The sequence below is a fragment of the uncultured Streptococcus sp. genome (assembly GCF_963545685.1).
Lineage (GTDB): Bacteria > Bacillota > Bacilli > Lactobacillales > Streptococcaceae > Streptococcus.
In genome coordinates this window covers 21,205-37,129 of sequence record NZ_CAUUKN010000016.1, presented here as the reverse complement: position 1 = coordinate 37,129, position 15,925 = coordinate 21,205, and the positions used below count along the sequence as shown (strand labels likewise).

Sequence of the window (15,925 nt, the reverse complement as noted above, 5' to 3'; positions counted from 1 at the left end):
GTGAAACATAGGGAACACCTCACAACTCTTCTTATATCTATTATACGACTTTACACAAAGAAAAGCCCTTGGAAACTTGTGTTCCAAGGACTTTGTCTTCAATCTGAAACCATGAAAATAAGATTTTCATGGTTTTTTTATTACCAAATATAACAGTCATTCGTTCTAGTAAAAAGATCACAAAAGCATAATAGCCTCTATTAATATCTTACTCCTACCTTCCTGTCGCAAAGAGGATACAATAAAGCAAAAAATTCATTGTTCAATATAAAGTTTACCACCTAGATAAAAAAACTCGATATTAATTTTGAAAATCATTTTAGTAATAATCTAAACTCCTATATCAGAAATAGATTTTACTCCATTGATACCAAATTAACAACTTAACTAATAGCAAAAAAGATCAACGCTAGTATGTTGATCTTTTATTTTCACTCTAAATCTTTCAAAATATCTGTAAACCTATGTGTAAACATAGCTGTCATCCCCCATATATTTTCTGTCAAGTTTCTGTAAAAAGGAATATGACGTTCACTGTACCCAAAATTATATTTTTCTCTGTTTTTCACCAGGAAAAACGGGAAATCTTTGGCATTACTTAAGGTCGAAGTTACAGTGTAATAAATCGGTTCTCTTGTCAATAATATGTCAACGTCAACTGTAAACAACCGCTCTACCTCTTCATTCGGATGAATATACTCCCAATTCTCTATATTTATCTTTCCAACAAAGCAATGGATAGTTCTACCCTGATGAATCAGATAATCAATCTCCCCCCAAATGTCAATTTGATCAGGAACTAGGTTTAATTCCTCACAAGTTTCTCGTATAGCGGCCTCTTGAAAAGTCTCGCCGTCTTCGACACGTCCACCAGGAAAAGAAACCTCACCCGGTTGAGAAATATGTTCGCTTCGCACTTGGTAAAGAACTTGATACTTATCAGTTTTTACATCATATATTAAGGGCAAGAGAACTGCATAACGTCCTTTCTCGCCCAGTGGCTTCGGCTCGTAATGAGCTAATTTATCTTTAATAGTCATAAGTACTCCTTGACTTCATATTATCATAAAAAATAAGATAGCCCTATTATATAAAAATTTTATATATAAAATATTGACATATCTTTCTAAAAGAGATACACTCAATATGTAAAATAATTATATATAAATTTTATACATATCCTAAAAGAAAAGGAGCAAACTATGTATTTTCCAACATCGTCAGCCCTGATAGAGTTCTTAATATTAGCTATTATTGATAGAGAAGACTCTTATGGTTATGAGATTAGTCAAACCATAAAGCTTGCTGCTAATATCAAGGAGTCAACACTTTATCCTATTCTAAAAAAACTTGAAAAAGCAGGCTATATGACCACCTACAGCCAAGAGTATCAAGGGCGCAAACGTAAATATTATAGTATTACCCCAAATGGCCAAGAGCAACTTCAATTTCTTAATAAGGAATGGTTAACTTACAAAGAAACTCTGGATGGTATTGTGGAAGGGAGTTTAAGACATGACAAAGACTGAATATATAGCCAAATTAACAAAATATCTACGAAAATTACCACAAAAGGACTACGAAGAAGCTCTAGAATATTTCATGGAGTATTTTGAGGAGGCTGGACCCGAAAATGAATCTCTAATTATTGCAGAACTGGGTACACCTAAGGAAGCAGCACATGAAGTCATTAGCCGTCTACTAGATGAAAAGGTTATTGAGGATACGACTAGTTTGCGCAATAAAACAACTATTATTTGGATTGCCATTCTTGCAGTCTTAGCTAGTCCAGTAGCTTTTCCAATTCTCCTTTTCTTCTTAGCTATGCTAATGACACTTCTTATGATTATTTTTGCGGTCATGGTGACTGCCTTAGCTCTTACTCTTGTCTTACTCATTAGTGGTGTTCACACTTTCTTTACAAGTTTCTCTCTCCTAAGTGTTTCACTAGCTTCAACACTGTTTGGACTAGGTGTAGGACTATTGATGTTCGGGGGAGCACTTTTACTACTTTTGATTTCATTTGAAATCTGTAAACTTATTGTAAAGCTAATTACTCTATCGATTAAATGGCTCATCAAGAAAGGAAGAAAATCATGAAAACTTGGAAAAAGATTGTCCTTAGAGTATCTCTCATATCTCTATTTTTAGGTGGGGGATTAGCAACTTGGGGTTATAGTCAAGGTGGCTTGACAGATTTACAAAATCAAAATAAAAGTGAGCTAGATTATGTCAAGAAGGAAGTTGATGACTTCAATAAGATTGATATTAAAAGTAGTAGCTACAATGTTCTTATTAAAAGTGCTGACGTTAACAAAACTACGCTTTCTTACTACCAAAAAACAAAAAATCCAATTGACACAACTGTAAAGGATGGTCAATTAACTATTAATGATAACAACTCTAAATTAGATTCGACTTCAAAAAAACACATTAACTTTTTCGAATTAAAAGATTTAATAAGCCTCTCTACTATCAACCAGGAGGTCAGAAAGCAAACCATTATCATTACACTTCCTAAAAAACAAACGATTGATTTCTTAAAGGCTGATTTAGCAACTGGAAATCTAGATTTAAGCGATAGCACAGTTAGACAAGCAGACATTAATCTAAGTATGGGGGACCTAACTTTTACTAAAATGATAGTCAGCAACCTAAAGGCTAACCTTGATGTTGGTAGTGTTGATAGTGATAATACCCTTTTTACTAACGCAGATTTATCTATTGCAATGGGAGAATTCTCCGGTAATAACTTAATTTTTAATGGTCACAATAAAATTGACGCTACAACCGGTGAAATTGAAATAGCTCTTAAAGATTACACTATCAATGTTCAAGCAGATAGTCACTCAGGAGAGGTGGAGGTTACAAATAACCTTAAGAACTCAAAAGATAGCACACTTACCATTATCTCAGATCTCGGTGATGTAACTGTTGAATAACATAAAAAGCCAGCTCACATTAGAGCCGGCTTTTAGTTTATACATTCTCAGTCTTTGGTTTATAAATAACAATACCTACAACTACAAAAATAAGTAAGAAAATGAATAGCATACGTACTTGATCTGAGATTTGTCCTGTCATAGAAATGGTTTGGCGAAGACCTGACACAGAGTAGGACATTGGTAAGAATGGTTGTATGACCTTAAAGAACTTAGGACTCAGTTCAATTGGATAAGTCCCCGCACTAGAACCTAGCTGTAAAAGCAACAGAATCATGGAAGCAAATGCACCATATCTATCATCCCAACCTATAAGGGCCGTAACGATCGCCATTAAAGTCAATGCTGCAAGGAGAATCATACCAAATGTAGCTAGTGGATGATTTGGTTCAACTCCCACAAATCGAATAGCAATATAAAGGGCAATTGCAGCCATAGTTGTAATGATACCATTGATAAATAACTTATTTTTAGCCCAGTCAAAACGACTCGTAAAGCTTCTTCCTGTCAAGCTTTTAGCAAAGATTACATTGGTTGAAAGAGCTACAACCATAAGAGAAACCGAAATCATATATGGAGCCATTCCCACACCATTAGTGTCAACCTTATCCTTATCAGTTTTCTTCTCTTTTAGAGGAGCACTGACTATCTTAGCATTTTCTGAGTCTACAGAAACAAGTGATAACTGTTGGTTAGCCTTGTTTAATGAATCAGACAAGGTAGAAAGATTAGTTGACAGGCTTGTCAATCCATTTGTTAAGGTGTTTCCTCCAGTTGCTAATTGTTGAGCTCCTGTATTAAGAGCACTTGTACCACTTTGAAGAGTAGAAAATCCAGTCATTAAGCTACTACTGTTAGCATCTAGAGTTTGTGCACCACTAGCAATCGTTGACACAGCACCAGTGTAGGTTGACAAACCTGTTGAGAGATTGCTTGCACCTGTGGCTAAAGTACTTTGAGCTGTTGACACACCTGAAGCAACTTGAATTGCCCCTGGTGATAATTGATTAACAAGTACTGAGTTAACATTAGCAATATTAGCTTGCATTGATGATACAGTTGAGGAAGCTACAGGTAGAAGAGCATTTGCCGAACTTGCAATGCCTGAAATAGACGTTTGTAGAGAAGCAAGGTTGCTTGAATCTCCACTACTAGTTGTTGTCGTACCTGTCAAGCTAGATAAAGCTGTTGACATACTTGACACATCTGATGCAATAGTTGAAGCATAGCTACTAGCTGTAGAGCCTGCATTACTAATTGCTGAAGTAATCTCCGCTTGTTGATCTGCTGTCAAGCTTTGGTATGCAGCTGTTCCTTGTACCGCAGCCAAATCGTTCGCTTTGTCAGTGGCACTAGCTGTAGCTATAGAACTAGCTGCAGTAGAAATATTTGAAAGATACGTCGCTATTGAACTTGTATCTACTGATGTTGTTGATGTTCCACTAGGTAATGATGTATTACTTACTGCCGTATTAAGATTTTGAATTGCTGTATTGAGTTCAGTTAAATTAGTTGACAAGCTTGACAACTGTGCTTGCTGTTCTTCAGATAAGCTTGTTGCTGTAGCCATTTGACTAAGTGCTGTAGACAAAGAATCTGCACCCGTCACCAGAGTGTTCATGGCTTCTGCACCTGAAGCAAATTGACCTGCAGCAGAATTAACAGCCTCTGAGTTACTATTTAACTGTGACAAAGCACCTGACAAAGTTGACACACCTGAAGTATAGGCAGATACACCTGAACTCAGGGTATCAACACCTGTCGCCAATGTTTGAGTAGAACCAGCAAGAGTTCCTAGGCCATTTGATAAGGTCTGACTTCCAGATTGAAGTGCACCTGCACCTGCATATAATTGACTGGCCCCATTAGCTGCAGTTCCCATACCGCTTTGAAGTTGAGACATACTCTTAAAGACTGCTCCAACATAAGTTGACGTAATATTTTTAGAAACGGTATCCTTTAACTTAGACATAGCAGAATCACTCATTTTCGAAGAAACAAAGCTATGACCTGCTGTTGTCTGATAAGAAATTTCAAGTTTCTTAGGGGCATTTGTCAAAAGACTTGCTGCGTTACTTGAGAGATTTTCTGGGAAAGTGATGACCATATAGTAATCACCGTCTTTTATTCCTTTTTGTGCTTCATTTTCAGTTACAAAATGATAGTCTAAATTTTTATTTTTAGACATATTGTCCACCATATCGTGACCAATATTTAGTGTTTTATCTTGAAAACTAGCACTCTTATCTTTATTTACTACAGCCACTGGCAAATGTTTCACATTACCATAAGGATTCCACATAGAAGATAAAAAGATTAGATTATACAAAGCTGGTATCAATGAGACACCAATAATGGTCATCCAGAGCTTGGGACTTTTTAGAAGAACCTTTAATTCTGATAACATAATTCTCCTTTTTAGACATCGTGTTTATTTTTATGATATAATCAATTATAAACTCATTTATATGAAAATCAATATTAAAGAATCATTTTTTGGACATATCGTCTAAAAGTGTGTAAAAGGAGAAATACATGACAAAAGATCAAAGACGTTCACAGACTAAAAAAGCTCTTTTAGATGCTTTGGTAATATGCCTTAAAGACCAAGATTTCAATGAGATTACAACTATTCGTCTAGTTCAAACAGCTGGGATTAGCCGTTCGAGTTTTTATACCCACTATAAAGATAAATATGAAATGATTGATAGTTATCAGAAAGAGCTTTTTCATAAACTAGAATACATCTTTGATAAATATGAAGGAAAGAAAGAAGGAGCCTTTCTCGAAATCTTTGAATTTCTTACTCGTGAAAAGCTCCTATCAGCTCTATTATCTACAAATGGTTCAAAAGAAATTCAAGATTTTCTGATACACAAACTTCAGCGTATGATAGCTGAAGACTTTATCGACCCTACTGCTGAAAAAAGAGCTCTCAAAGGATTCGAGAAGGATTATGCCAGTATTTATTTTGCTCATGCTATTTTTGGCGCTTGTCAAGCCTGGATAAATAAAGGAAAAAAAGAGTCTCCTCAAGAAATGACAGACTTCCTTCTACGCTTTATTCCACAATAAAATAACTCCAAAAACAAAAAAAGCTACAAAGTATCTCGGTAGATAAAGTAGCTTTCTTCTCTTATAATTAAATCCCTAGAACAATGAGATAATAAGTGAAAACAAGGTCAATATTGCGGGTCCACCTTGCGTAAAAATAATCTTCTTATTAGCAGTTACAGCACCGTAAACAGCAGCAAAGAAAACATTAAGAATAAAAACAGTTACAAGTAGTTGACTATTGGTAAAAATACCATACAAGAGAAATACAGCGATTAAACCATTGTAAATACCTTGATTTTTAAATAAGTTTGTAACAGAATCACGTTGAAGCTCCTCTTTGCTCATATTGAAGACTCTACTAGTTGTGTCTGAATGTGTTGCAAAAGTTTCCAAATACATGATATAAAGATGCTCCAAAGCAACAATCCCAGCTAAAATTAGTGTAATAATAGACATAGTATCTCCCTTCTTAAATAACTTTGACAATATATCAAAAGTAAAACATTAAAACAACACATATGTTTTATACAATTTAAAATATGGTAAAATAAAGAGTGAAAGTGAGGTCATTATGACAAAAACAGAAGTAATACAACGTCTACAAAAAGACTTGAAAATCCCTAGATTTCAAGCTTATATAGAGGATAAAGAATACTCTGAAGAAGAGTACAAACAACTAAAAAAAGATTTTGAAGCCTACTTCACCAACTACGTTTCAAATGTTTCAGCAGACTTTGAAGGTGGACTGGAAAATAAATAAACTATACCTCAAAATCACATATCATAAGATAATGGAACAAGCTCCTAGTCTAATACAAGTGACTAGGAGCTTATTAATGTTAGAAAACAAAAAAGCCGTCTCATTCTATGAAATGGCTTTAGGGAACTTGTAACTGAACAAATAACTGAAAAAACCTAGAAATCAATGATTTAAGACAAAGCAAAAAGCCCATAATAACGGGCTTTGCGATACAATAATCTTAAAATTAAAGCATTTTGTTGTAGAACTCAACGACAAGTGCTTCGTTGATTTCTGGGTTGATTTCATCACGTTCTGGAAGACGTGTCAATGAACCTTCAAGTTTTTCAGCATCAAATGATACGAATGCTGGACGTCCGATAGTAGCTTCTACTGCTTCAAGGATAGCAGGAACTTTAGCTGACTTTTCGCGAACTGAGATTACTTGGCCAACTTCAACGCGGTATGATGGGATATCAACACGTTTACCGTCAACAAGGATGTGACCGTGGTTTACAAATTGACGTGCTTGACGACGAGTTGTTGCAAGACCAAGACGGTACACAACGTTGTCAAGACGACGTTCCAAAAGAACCATAAAGTTGAAACCAAGTGTTCCACCTTTAACTTTAGTAGCTTGTACGAACAAGTTACGGAATTGTTTTTCACCCAAACCGTATGAGAAACGAAGTTTTTGTTTTTCAGCCAATTGTAAACCGTACTCTGAAAGTTTTGAACGGTTATTTGGGCCGTGTTGACCTGGTACGTAGTTACGACGTGCCAATTCTTTACCTGTGCCTGTAAGTGAGAAACCAAGGCGACGTGATTGTTTCCATGATGGACCTGTATAACGTGACATTAATAATGTCCTCCTATAAAAAATATTTTTAGGAAATAACGTTTTAGATAAACCTGATTCGTTCAGAAAGACTTCGCCCAAACAGCAAAGGTTACTTTTCTAGCCGACTTCCTGTTGACGAGCTTCATTTTATCCTGCTATTATTTCACATACTTGACTATTTTACCACGAAAAAAAGCCCAAGTAAAGGCCTTTTCTTATTTATTTTCGATTTCAGCTTGTTCCTCAGGACTCAAATAACGAATGAGAGTCTTTTCAGTCAAAATATCTGAATAAGTATAAGATTCAACATAACTATTATTAATAGCCCCAGCTTGAGAACTGAAGTCCTGATACTCAACAATAAACAATGATGGATAGACTTCTGTCAAACGACCAATCTTATTCTTTTCACGTTTACGTCCATTCTCTAGAGTCAATTCTACCAACTGACCTTCGTGAGCTTTAATAGCTTCCTTAATATTTTTCATTTTAGCAACATCTGCAAATGCGTCACTCATATATATCTCCTTAAATCTGAAAGTTACGATTCCTCAAACTGAGCAATCGATGAAAATTTATTATATTCTTTTTGGAATAGTAACTTGACTGTTCCACGCGCACCAGCACGGTTTTTTTCTAGGATAACTTCGATTGTATTATCTTCAATCGCATTCTCTGGTTCTTCATTCTCTTTTCGGTAGTAATCATCACGATATAAGAAAGCTACAATGTCTGCATCCTGCTCGATAGATCCTGACTCACGGATATCAGACAAGACTGGACGTTTATCCTGACGTTGTTCAACCCCACGAGATAACTGACTCAAGGCAATTACAGGAACTTTGAGCTCCTTGGCTAAGATTTTTAACTGTCTTGAAATATCTGAGACCTCTTGTTGGCGATTTTCTGGTCGCGTCCCTGTAATCAACTGCAAATAGTCAATCACAATGAGACCGAGACCCCCCTCTACTTCTTGTGACAATTTACGGGATCGTGCACGAATCTCAGTAATCTTTATACCAGGGGTATCATCTATGTAAATAGGTGCCTCAGCCAGTGCCCCTTGAGCAATCATAACATTATTCCAATCTTGCTCTGTCAATTGACCTGTACGTAAAGCATGGGAATCAATCATACCTTCGGCTGCTAACATACGATCAACCAAGCTTTCTGCACCCATCTCTAGGGAAAAGACTGCAACAGCTTTATTTTGCTTGGTGCCAACATTCTGAGCAATGTTCAACACAAAGGCTGTTTTACCAACAGCAGGACGAGCTGCTAAAATAATTAATTGATCCGGGTGTAAACCTGTTGTAATCTTGTCAAGGTCACGAAAACCTGTTGGTAATCCAGTAACATCTGATGTTTGCTGTGAACGCATCTCCAAAGTATTAAAATTGACATCAAGAACTTCAGATATTTTGCGGAAACCACTACGATTGCTATGCTCTGAAACATCAACTAAGGCTTTCTCCGCATTTGCAATAATTTCATCAGATTCAGTTGCGCCCTCATATGCTTGGTTGACAGTTTCTGTCAACCTATTTATAATACGGCGAAGCATGGCTTTCTCAGCCACAATCTTAGCATAGTACTCAGCATTTGCGGATGTTGGAACACTGTTGACCAAATCTACAAGATAAGAAATACCCCCTATATTTTGGAGGTCATCTTGGTCATCTAGAATAGTACGTACTGTCGTGGCATCAATAGCATCATTTCGATCCGACAGGGTTACCATTGCTTTAAAAATGACACGATGGGAATACTTGTAAAAGTCATCTGCTTCGATAAACTCTCGAACTGTAATTAACTTTTCCGGGTTAATGAAAATAGCCCCCAAAACAGACTGTTCCGCTACTAAATCATGAGGTTGCACTCGTAATTCTTGAGCTTCTGCCACAATTATTCCCTCCTTTACAAGATTTACTTATAGTGTCAACGAATTACTCAGCACTATTTTTGATGTTAAGCTTAATTTGTGCACTCACTTCTTTATGAAGCTTTACAGGAACCTCAATCAGACCAATCGCTCGAATAGGATGTTCAAGTTCAATATGACGTTTATCAATCTTGATTCCAAACTGTTTCTGAAGTCCTTCCGCAATCTTTTTAGCTGTAATTGAACCAAATGTACGACCATCTGGTCCAACCTTCTCAGTAAATTGAAGACGATTTTCTTCTTTCTCAAGTTGTTCTTTAACACGTTTTGCTTCAGCTAACAACTCTGCAGCATGCTTTTCTTCTGATTTTTGTTTTCCTTTCAACTCCCCGATAGCTTGGTTTGTTGCTTCTTTAGCAAGATTCTTTTTAATCAAGAAGTTTTGAGCATAACCTGATGGTACTTCTTTAATTTCACCTTTTTTTCCTTTACCCTTAACGTCTTGTAAGAAAATAACTTTCATTTTAATCCTCCTTGGGAGCCAACTCTCCCATAATAGTTTCAATTAATTTATTTTGCGCTTGAGCAACACTACAGTCTCGTAACTGGCAGGCAGCTAGGTTGAAATGTCCTCCACCACCTAATTTTTCCATAATACGTTGTACATTAATCGCATTATGGCTTCGAGAAGATATGTTTACAGTAGAATTATTTGTTCGAGCAACAACAAAGGTTGCTTCGATTCCAGCCATTGCAAGCATAGTATCTGCCGCCTTAGAAATCTCAACATTATTATAACACTTATGGTTATCTCCTGTAGCAACGATTATATCATCAGTAATTCGTTCGCCTGCAAGAATTAACTCATTAATACGTCGATATTCGTCAAAATCAGTAGCAGAAATCGTTTGAATTTCTCCACTGTCACTTCCTAAACTACGAAGGTAAGAGGCAACATCAAAAGTTCGACTAGTAACACGCGTAGAGAAATTCTTGGTATCCAGCATTATACCTGCCATAAGGATAGAAGCTTGGATTTTACTCAAACGTTCTGGAGCTCCTTGGAATTGTAACAACTCCGTAACCAATTCACAAGCAGAGCTTGCTCCACTTTCAATAAAAGTCAAAACCGCATTTTCAGGGAAGTCATCATCTCGACGGTGATGGTCTACGACAATAACTTCATTAAATCGATTATAAAAATCCTGAGATAGGGTTAAATTGATTTTTGAATGGTCAACCATAATTAACAACGAGTGTTGGTTAACTAGTTCTTCAGCTTCTGAGAGTGTAATAAGTGGTGACTGCCCATCTTCTTTCAAACGTTCGACCGCACGCTCAATATCCGCATTCATAGCCATATCATCATAAACAGCATAGCTCTTTCTAACAATCTGACTAGCAAAATGGGCCATCCCAACAGTAGCCCCTAAGGCGTCCATATCAAGATTCTTGTGACCAACAACAAATACTTTTTCGACTGTTTTTAACTTATCTGAGATTGCAGTCATCATAGCCCTTGTTCTTGTACGAGAACGCTTAACTGTTGAGACAGAGCCTCCTCCAAAATAAAGAAGTTCCTTGTGATCATCATTTTCTTTAACAACAGCTTGATCCCCACCTCGAACAAGTGCAATATTAAGGTTCTGCAAGGCAACTTGCCCGATTTGATCATGCTTAAGCGTCCCAAAGGATATTCCCATACTCAAAGTCAGTGGTAAACCACGTTCTTGAGCTTGTTGACGGAAGTCATCCAAGACAGAAAATTTTTGATCCATGAATTCTGTCAAAACACTGTAATTGGTAAAGAAGTAAAAGCGATCCCCTTCAATACGTCGATAATGAATATGCTTAGCCTTAGCAAACTCAGAAATAAATCCTGCCACAAATGTATTGATTTTTGAAACATCCGCATCTGGCAAACTTCCTGTCACATCGTCGTAGTTATCAACTGAAATAATCCCAATAACAGGTCGAGTCATATTTGGATCGACATTTTCATCTTGATCATAGACATTGTCAATAAAATATATTAGCTTATTATCAAAATCCACAAAAGCAGCATATTTATTGTCACCAACAGTTATTACATTTGAAGGTGATCCCTTTCGTTTCTGGGAGATAAAATCTGCAATCAACTGCTTATTGAAATTCCCATATTCATCTGAGAGCACTAACTTGGCATAGGGGTTGAACCATTCAATATGATCATTTTCGTCAAAAGTAATAACTCCGACAGGCATCTTTCCAAGAAGTGTCTTCAAAGAATCTTCTACATCCTGATTCAGTTCATCTAATTGCTCTATTTCCAAAGACTCATATGTTGTCTTTTGGTAATGCAATAGTGCAACAACTACTACCATAATGATAAAAAGCGCAAAAATGAGTGCAGACTCCGATTGTAATACGCGAACAAAAATGGTAGCAATTCCAAAAAGAATTAGTCCTATCATTACCAGATGAATAGTTGCAAAGTGAAATCTTTTCATATAAAACCTCTTAATCTAACGATTATAACATAAAAAAGCCTTAATTAAAAGGCTTTTACAAGTGTTACGACTGTTAATCCACTTTACGTCGAGCTTTATTATTACCTTCAAGGTAAACCATCAAAATAGAGATATCTGCTGGATTAACCCCTGAAATACGGCTTGCTTGACCAATGGTTTCAGGATTTATTTTCTTAAATTTTTGACGAGCTTCAGTTGCAATAGAATCAATAGCATCCCAATCAATATTTTTCGGGATCTTTTTTTCTTCCATTCGCTTCATCTTAGCTACTTGATCCAAAGCTTTATTGATATAACCTTCGTACTTGATTTCAGTTTCAAGCAACTCTATAACCCTAGCATCCAAATCTTCTGCAGCTAGACCGACAAATTGAGTAGCAGTAGCGTAATCAATCTCTGGTCGACGCATAAACTCTTTGGCTGTCATGGCATCTGTCAAAGGCTTAAATCCTAGGGCTTGAATTTTTTCATTTGTTTCTTTGATAGGCTTTAATTTTTCTTTTGACAGACGTGTCAACTCACTGTCAAACTGATTTTTCTTGATTTCAAAGACATTCCAACGTTCATCATCAACCAAGCCAACTTCTCGACCAATAGGTGTCAAGCGTATATCAGCATTATCATGACGTAATATAAGACGATACTCTGCGCGTGAAGTCAATAAACGATATGGCTCCAAGGTTCCTTTCGTGACAAGATCGTCAATCATTACACCAATATAGGCATCACTACGTTTGAGAATAAGCTCTGGCTTACCTTGAACTTTAAGAGCTGCATTAATACCAGCAACTAGACCTTGACCTGCTGCCTCCTCGTATCCAGAAGTCCCGTTGGTCTGTCCTGCTGTGAAGAGACCTGAAATTAACTTCGTTTCAAGTGTTGCACGTAATTGATGTGGAAGGACAATATCATACTCAATCGCATAGCCAGTTCTCATCATCTCTGCCTTTTCCAGACCTTTGATTGAGTGAATCAATTCTTTTTGAACATCTTCGGGTAAGCTTGTTGAGAGACCTTGTACATAAACTTCTTCAGTCTCTCTTCCTTCAGGTTCAAGGAAAAGCTGATGACGATTCTTATCTGCAAAGCGGACAATTTTATCTTCGATTGATGGACAGTAACGAGGACCTACCCCCTTGACAATACCTGAGAACATCGGTGCACGGTGTAAATTGTTATTGATAATCTCGTGGCTCTCTTGATTCGTATAAGTTAGCCAACAAGGAATTTGATCCTGAAGATAGTCTTCATCCTTCGACAAGAATGAAAAATGATTCGGCTTTTCGTCACCTGGTTGAATCTCTGTCTCTTCGTAATTAATTGATGATGCCTTGACACGAGGAGGAGTACCTGTTTTAAATCGACCAATTTCAAGTCCAAGTTCCTTCAAATTATCAGCCAAAGTAACTGATGCAAGACTATTATTTGGCCCTGATGAATATTTGAGTTCTCCTAGGATAATTTCTCCACGAAGAGCTGTACCTGTTGTCACAACAACGACTTTAGCTCCATATTTTTGATTTGTAGCTGTTCTTACACCGACTACCTTGCCATCTTCAACAAGTATTTCATCAACCATAGATTGACGTAGAGTCAAGTTTTCCTGACGCTCAACTGTATGTTTCATTGTCATGGCATACAAGGCTTTGTCTGCTTGAGCACGCAAAGCTCGAACTGCGGGTCCTTTACCAGTATTCAACATTTTCATTTGAATGTAGGTTTTGTCGATGTTCTTACCCATCTCTCCACCAAGAGCATCAATTTCACGAACAACAATCCCCTTGGCCGATCCACCGATAGAAGGGTTACATGGCATAAAAGCCAGCATCTCTAGGTTAATAGTCGCTAATAAAACCTTACATCCCATACGGGCTGCAGCCAAGCTAGCTTCCACACCGGCGTGACCAGCACCAACAACAATTACATCAAAATTTTCATCAAACTCGTAAGACATTTTTTAGATTTTTGCAGTGATTTACAGTCAACTGCCTCATCCTTTCTTTGTTTTTTTCCTACAAAAATAGTCAAAACTCCAGAAAACTGTACGCAAAAACGCACAATTCCCATGAGCTTTGACCATCATGACTATTGTTAAAATTATTTTATCAAATCAAATAGTTTTGTCAATTACAATCACTATTTGATTAATGACTGAACACTAGTGATAATCATTTGTACACCTATTGAAAATAGTAAAAGTCCCATCATTTTCGTTATAATTTTCATCAAATTCTCTCCCAAAAATCCTGCAATTTGTTTTGCACTTCTTAAAAGAAGATAAGTGATGACACATAGTAAAGCAAAGGCAACTACTGTTATCAATTGATTATTTATACCCCCATTAGCTAAGTTTAGGGTTGTCGTAATCGTCCCTGGTCCTGCAAAAAGTGGCATCGCGAGAGGAGAAATAGCAACAGACATAGGATTTGAATTTGAAGCCTGCTGCTCCATACCCTTGTAGCTTGGTGAATGGTTTCCATTAATCATATGATAACCTATAACAGCGACCAATATTCCTCCTGCAATTCTAAAAGATTCAATTGTAATCCCAAAAACTTTGAAAATCAAATCTCCAGAAAAAACAAAGACTGTAACAATTATAAAAGCAATTAGAAGACTCTTAAATGCAATTTTTCGTGAAATCTTTTGACTATCATCTGCTACTAAAGCCATATAGGCAGGAAGGTTTGAAATTGGATTCATTATGGCAAAGAAGGCCATAAACGCATAAAAAAATTGAGAACTCATACTTTTTTCCTTATTCAGCTAGATATACTGACAAACTTTTCCGTCTTTATAGGCTTGGTCAATAATACCGCCGCCCAAACATTCCTGTCCATCATAGAAAACAACAGCTTGACCAGGTGTAATAGCACGCTGAGGTTCCGCGAAAATCACCTCAGCTTTATCACCCTTAACCTTTACAGTAACTTTACTATCAGGTTGACGATAACGGAATTTTGCTGTGCATTCCATTTCAAATTCTTCTGGCATGTCTCGAGTAAAGTGAATCATTGAAGCGTCAAGAGAAGTTGACATCAGTGACTCATGGTGGAAACCTTGACCCACGTAAAGAATGTTTTTAGAAAGATCCTTCCCTACTACAAACCAAGGAGCATTATCACCACCTTTTTGGCCACCGATACCCATACCTCCACGTTGACCAATAGTGTAATACATAAGTCCGTTGTGTTCACCCATGTCACGACCATCAACGGTCATCATACGACCTTTTTGAGCTGGCAAGTACTGACTAAGAAACTCTTTAAAGTTTTTTTCACCAATAAAACAAATTCCTGTTGAATCCTTTTTCTTGGCCGTTGCAAGACCTGCACGTTCAGCAATTTCACGAACTTCTGGCTTTTGCAGATGTCCTAAAGGAAACATCGTTTTCTGCAACTGCTCTTGCGAAAGTTGACTAAGGAAGTAGGTTTGATCTTTATTGTTATCTGCACCACGCAACATATGGACAATACCATCTTCATCGCGCACAACTTGTGCATAGTGCCCTGTAGCCACATAGTCCGCTCCCAATGTCATAGCATAGTCGAGGAAAGCCTTGAACTTGATTTCCTTATTACACATAACGTCTGGATTAGGGGTACGACCTGCGCGGTATTCTGCAAGGAAATACTCAAATACACGGTCCCAATACTCTTTTTCAAAATTGACAGAGTAGTATGGAATACCAATCTGATCAGCTACTGCTGCTACATCTTTGTAATCTTCGGTTGCCGTACATACACCGAATTCGTCTGTGTCATCCCAGTTTTTCATGAAAACACCGATTACATCATAACCCTGCTCTTTTAAGAGTAAGGCTGTTACTGATGAATCAACGCCACCACTCATACCAACAACAACACGTATTTTTGAATTATCAGTCATTGATAACTCCTCCCATCAAATAAAATTTAACATAGACTTGAAGGGTCTAGTTATTCAAATATCGAT

The 15,925-nt window shown here is 37.0% G+C and carries 16 protein-coding genes; 5 read left to right on the top strand and 11 right to left on the bottom strand.

Annotated features, from left to right (window positions below; translation table 11 throughout):
* Positions 1-431: 431 nt before the first annotated feature.
* Positions 432-1,040, bottom strand: coding sequence for a CoA pyrophosphatase (locus RWZ99_RS04805; protein WP_314676774.1), 609 nt, complete (start codon positions 1,038-1,040; stop codon positions 432-434).
* A 162-nt stretch (positions 1,041-1,202) separates the two neighbouring features.
* Between RWZ99_RS04805 and RWZ99_RS04800 the strand changes: the two genes are divergently transcribed.
* From RWZ99_RS04800 to RWZ99_RS04790, 3 genes are read left to right on the top strand one after another with little or no spacing between them, the layout of a single operon-like run.
* A complete protein-coding gene (locus RWZ99_RS04800; protein ID WP_314676773.1) occupies positions 1,203-1,529 on the top strand; it encodes a PadR family transcriptional regulator in 327 nt (108 codons plus the stop codon).
* The gene (locus RWZ99_RS04795) at positions 1,516-2,100 is read left to right on the top strand and encodes an HAAS signaling domain-containing protein (protein ID WP_314676772.1); all 585 of its coding nucleotides are present in this window, start codon (positions 1,516-1,518) and stop codon (positions 2,098-2,100) included. Before RWZ99_RS04800 ends, RWZ99_RS04795 begins: the two co-directional genes overlap by 14 nt.
* Complete coding sequence (locus tag RWZ99_RS04790) at positions 2,097-2,942, top strand: DUF4097 family beta strand repeat-containing protein (protein WP_314676771.1); 846 nt, start codon at positions 2,097-2,099, stop codon at positions 2,940-2,942. The genes RWZ99_RS04795 and RWZ99_RS04790 overlap by 4 nt, the downstream gene beginning before the upstream one ends.
* 37 nt (positions 2,943-2,979) lie before the next feature.
* Here the strand turns inward: RWZ99_RS04790 and RWZ99_RS04785 are convergent, their stop codons facing one another.
* Positions 2,980-5,349 (bottom strand): YhgE/Pip domain-containing protein, encoded by a 2,370-nt coding sequence (locus RWZ99_RS04785; RefSeq protein WP_314676770.1) that lies wholly within the window; start codon positions 5,347-5,349, stop codon positions 2,980-2,982.
* 128 nt (positions 5,350-5,477) lie between these two features.
* On the opposite strand from RWZ99_RS04785, the gene RWZ99_RS04780 reads away from it, so the two are divergent.
* Positions 5,478-6,017: a TetR/AcrR family transcriptional regulator C-terminal domain-containing protein gene (locus tag RWZ99_RS04780; RefSeq protein ID WP_314676768.1), complete on the top strand. Its 540-nt coding sequence runs from the start codon at positions 5,478-5,480 to the stop codon at positions 6,015-6,017.
* A 75-nt stretch (positions 6,018-6,092) separates the two neighbouring features.
* On the opposite strand, the gene RWZ99_RS04775 is transcribed toward RWZ99_RS04780, so the two are convergent.
* Complete coding sequence (locus tag RWZ99_RS04775) at positions 6,093-6,455, bottom strand: DUF1304 domain-containing protein (RefSeq protein WP_314676767.1); 363 nt, start codon at positions 6,453-6,455, stop codon at positions 6,093-6,095.
* A 115-nt stretch (positions 6,456-6,570) separates the two neighbouring features.
* On the opposite strand from RWZ99_RS04775, the gene RWZ99_RS04770 reads away from it, so the two are divergent.
* Positions 6,571-6,759: a hypothetical protein gene (locus tag RWZ99_RS04770; RefSeq protein ID WP_314676766.1), complete on the top strand. Its 189-nt coding sequence runs from the start codon at positions 6,571-6,573 to the stop codon at positions 6,757-6,759.
* Between the two features lie 226 nt (positions 6,760-6,985).
* Here the strand turns inward: RWZ99_RS04770 and rpsD are convergent, their stop codons facing one another.
* The 8 genes from rpsD to mnmA form a co-directional block, all read right to left on the bottom strand.
* Positions 6,986-7,597 carry a 30S ribosomal protein S4 gene (rpsD, locus tag RWZ99_RS04765; protein ID WP_002885833.1) on the bottom strand — a complete coding sequence of 204 codons (612 nt, stop codon included), beginning with the start codon at positions 7,595-7,597 and terminating at the stop codon, positions 6,986-6,988.
* A 197-nt stretch (positions 7,598-7,794) separates the two neighbouring features.
* Positions 7,795-8,097: a Veg family protein gene (locus tag RWZ99_RS04760; protein ID WP_002888157.1), complete on the bottom strand. Its 303-nt coding sequence runs from the start codon at positions 8,095-8,097 to the stop codon at positions 7,795-7,797.
* 23 nt (positions 8,098-8,120) lie between these two features.
* Positions 8,121-9,482 carry a replicative DNA helicase gene (dnaB, locus tag RWZ99_RS04755; RefSeq protein WP_314676765.1) on the bottom strand — a complete coding sequence of 454 codons (1,362 nt, stop codon included), beginning with the start codon at positions 9,480-9,482 and terminating at the stop codon, positions 8,121-8,123.
* 43 nt (positions 9,483-9,525) lie between these two features.
* Positions 9,526-9,984: a 50S ribosomal protein L9 gene (gene rplI, locus RWZ99_RS04750; protein WP_314676764.1), complete on the bottom strand. Its 459-nt coding sequence runs from the start codon at positions 9,982-9,984 to the stop codon at positions 9,526-9,528.
* 1 nt (position 9,985) lies between these two features.
* On the bottom strand, positions 9,986-11,950 hold the full coding sequence (locus tag RWZ99_RS04745) for a DHH family phosphoesterase (protein WP_314676763.1): 1,965 nt from the start codon (positions 11,948-11,950) through the stop codon (positions 9,986-9,988).
* 73 nt (positions 11,951-12,023) lie between these two features.
* On the bottom strand, positions 12,024-13,925 hold the full coding sequence (gene mnmG, locus RWZ99_RS04740; RefSeq protein ID WP_314676762.1) for a tRNA uridine-5-carboxymethylaminomethyl(34) synthesis enzyme MnmG: 1,902 nt from the start codon (positions 13,923-13,925) through the stop codon (positions 12,024-12,026).
* A gap of 182 nt (positions 13,926-14,107) precedes the next feature.
* Complete coding sequence (locus RWZ99_RS04735; RefSeq protein ID WP_314676761.1) at positions 14,108-14,719, bottom strand: MarC family protein; 612 nt, start codon at positions 14,717-14,719, stop codon at positions 14,108-14,110.
* A gap of 18 nt (positions 14,720-14,737) precedes the next feature.
* The gene (mnmA, locus tag RWZ99_RS04730) at positions 14,738-15,859 is read right to left on the bottom strand and encodes a tRNA 2-thiouridine(34) synthase MnmA (RefSeq protein WP_314676760.1); all 1,122 of its coding nucleotides are present in this window, start codon (positions 15,857-15,859) and stop codon (positions 14,738-14,740) included.
* Positions 15,860-15,925: the final 66 nt, after the last annotated feature.

Excerpts from the sequence above, each read along its gene's own strand:
- RWZ99_RS04760 (WP_002888157.1), bottom strand. The coding sequence starts at position 8,097 with ATGAGTGACGCATTTGCAGATGTTGCTAAAATGAAAAATATTAAGGAA.
- rpsD (WP_002885833.1), bottom strand. The coding sequence starts at position 7,597 with ATGTCACGTTATACAGGTCCATCATGGAAACAATCACGTCGCCTTGGT.
- mnmG (WP_314676762.1), bottom strand. The coding sequence starts at position 13,925 with ATGTCTTACGAGTTTGATGAAAATTTTGATGTAATTGTTGTTGGTGCT.
- rplI (WP_314676764.1), bottom strand. The coding sequence starts at position 9,984 with ATGAAAGTTATTTTCTTACAAGACGTTAAGGGTAAAGGAAAAAAAGGT.
- mnmA (WP_314676760.1), bottom strand. The coding sequence starts at position 15,859 with ATGACTGATAATTCAAAAATACGTGTTGTTGTTGGTATGAGTGGTGGC.
- RWZ99_RS04805 (WP_314676774.1), bottom strand. The coding sequence starts at position 1,040 with ATGACTATTAAAGATAAATTAGCTCATTACGAGCCGAAGCCACTGGGC.
- RWZ99_RS04735 (WP_314676761.1), bottom strand. The coding sequence starts at position 14,719 with ATGAGTTCTCAATTTTTTTATGCGTTTATGGCCTTCTTTGCCATAATG.
- RWZ99_RS04745 (WP_314676763.1), bottom strand. The coding sequence starts at position 11,950 with ATGAAAAGATTTCACTTTGCAACTATTCATCTGGTAATGATAGGACTA.
- RWZ99_RS04795 (WP_314676772.1), top strand. The coding sequence starts at position 1,516 with ATGACAAAGACTGAATATATAGCCAAATTAACAAAATATCTACGAAAA.
- RWZ99_RS04790 (WP_314676771.1), top strand. The coding sequence starts at position 2,097 with ATGAAAACTTGGAAAAAGATTGTCCTTAGAGTATCTCTCATATCTCTA.
- RWZ99_RS04775 (WP_314676767.1), bottom strand. The coding sequence starts at position 6,455 with ATGTCTATTATTACACTAATTTTAGCTGGGATTGTTGCTTTGGAGCAT.
- RWZ99_RS04785 (WP_314676770.1), bottom strand. The coding sequence starts at position 5,349 with ATGTTATCAGAATTAAAGGTTCTTCTAAAAAGTCCCAAGCTCTGGATG.
- RWZ99_RS04800 (WP_314676773.1), top strand. The coding sequence starts at position 1,203 with ATGTATTTTCCAACATCGTCAGCCCTGATAGAGTTCTTAATATTAGCT.
- RWZ99_RS04770 (WP_314676766.1), top strand. The coding sequence starts at position 6,571 with ATGACAAAAACAGAAGTAATACAACGTCTACAAAAAGACTTGAAAATC.
- RWZ99_RS04780 (WP_314676768.1), top strand. The coding sequence starts at position 5,478 with ATGACAAAAGATCAAAGACGTTCACAGACTAAAAAAGCTCTTTTAGAT.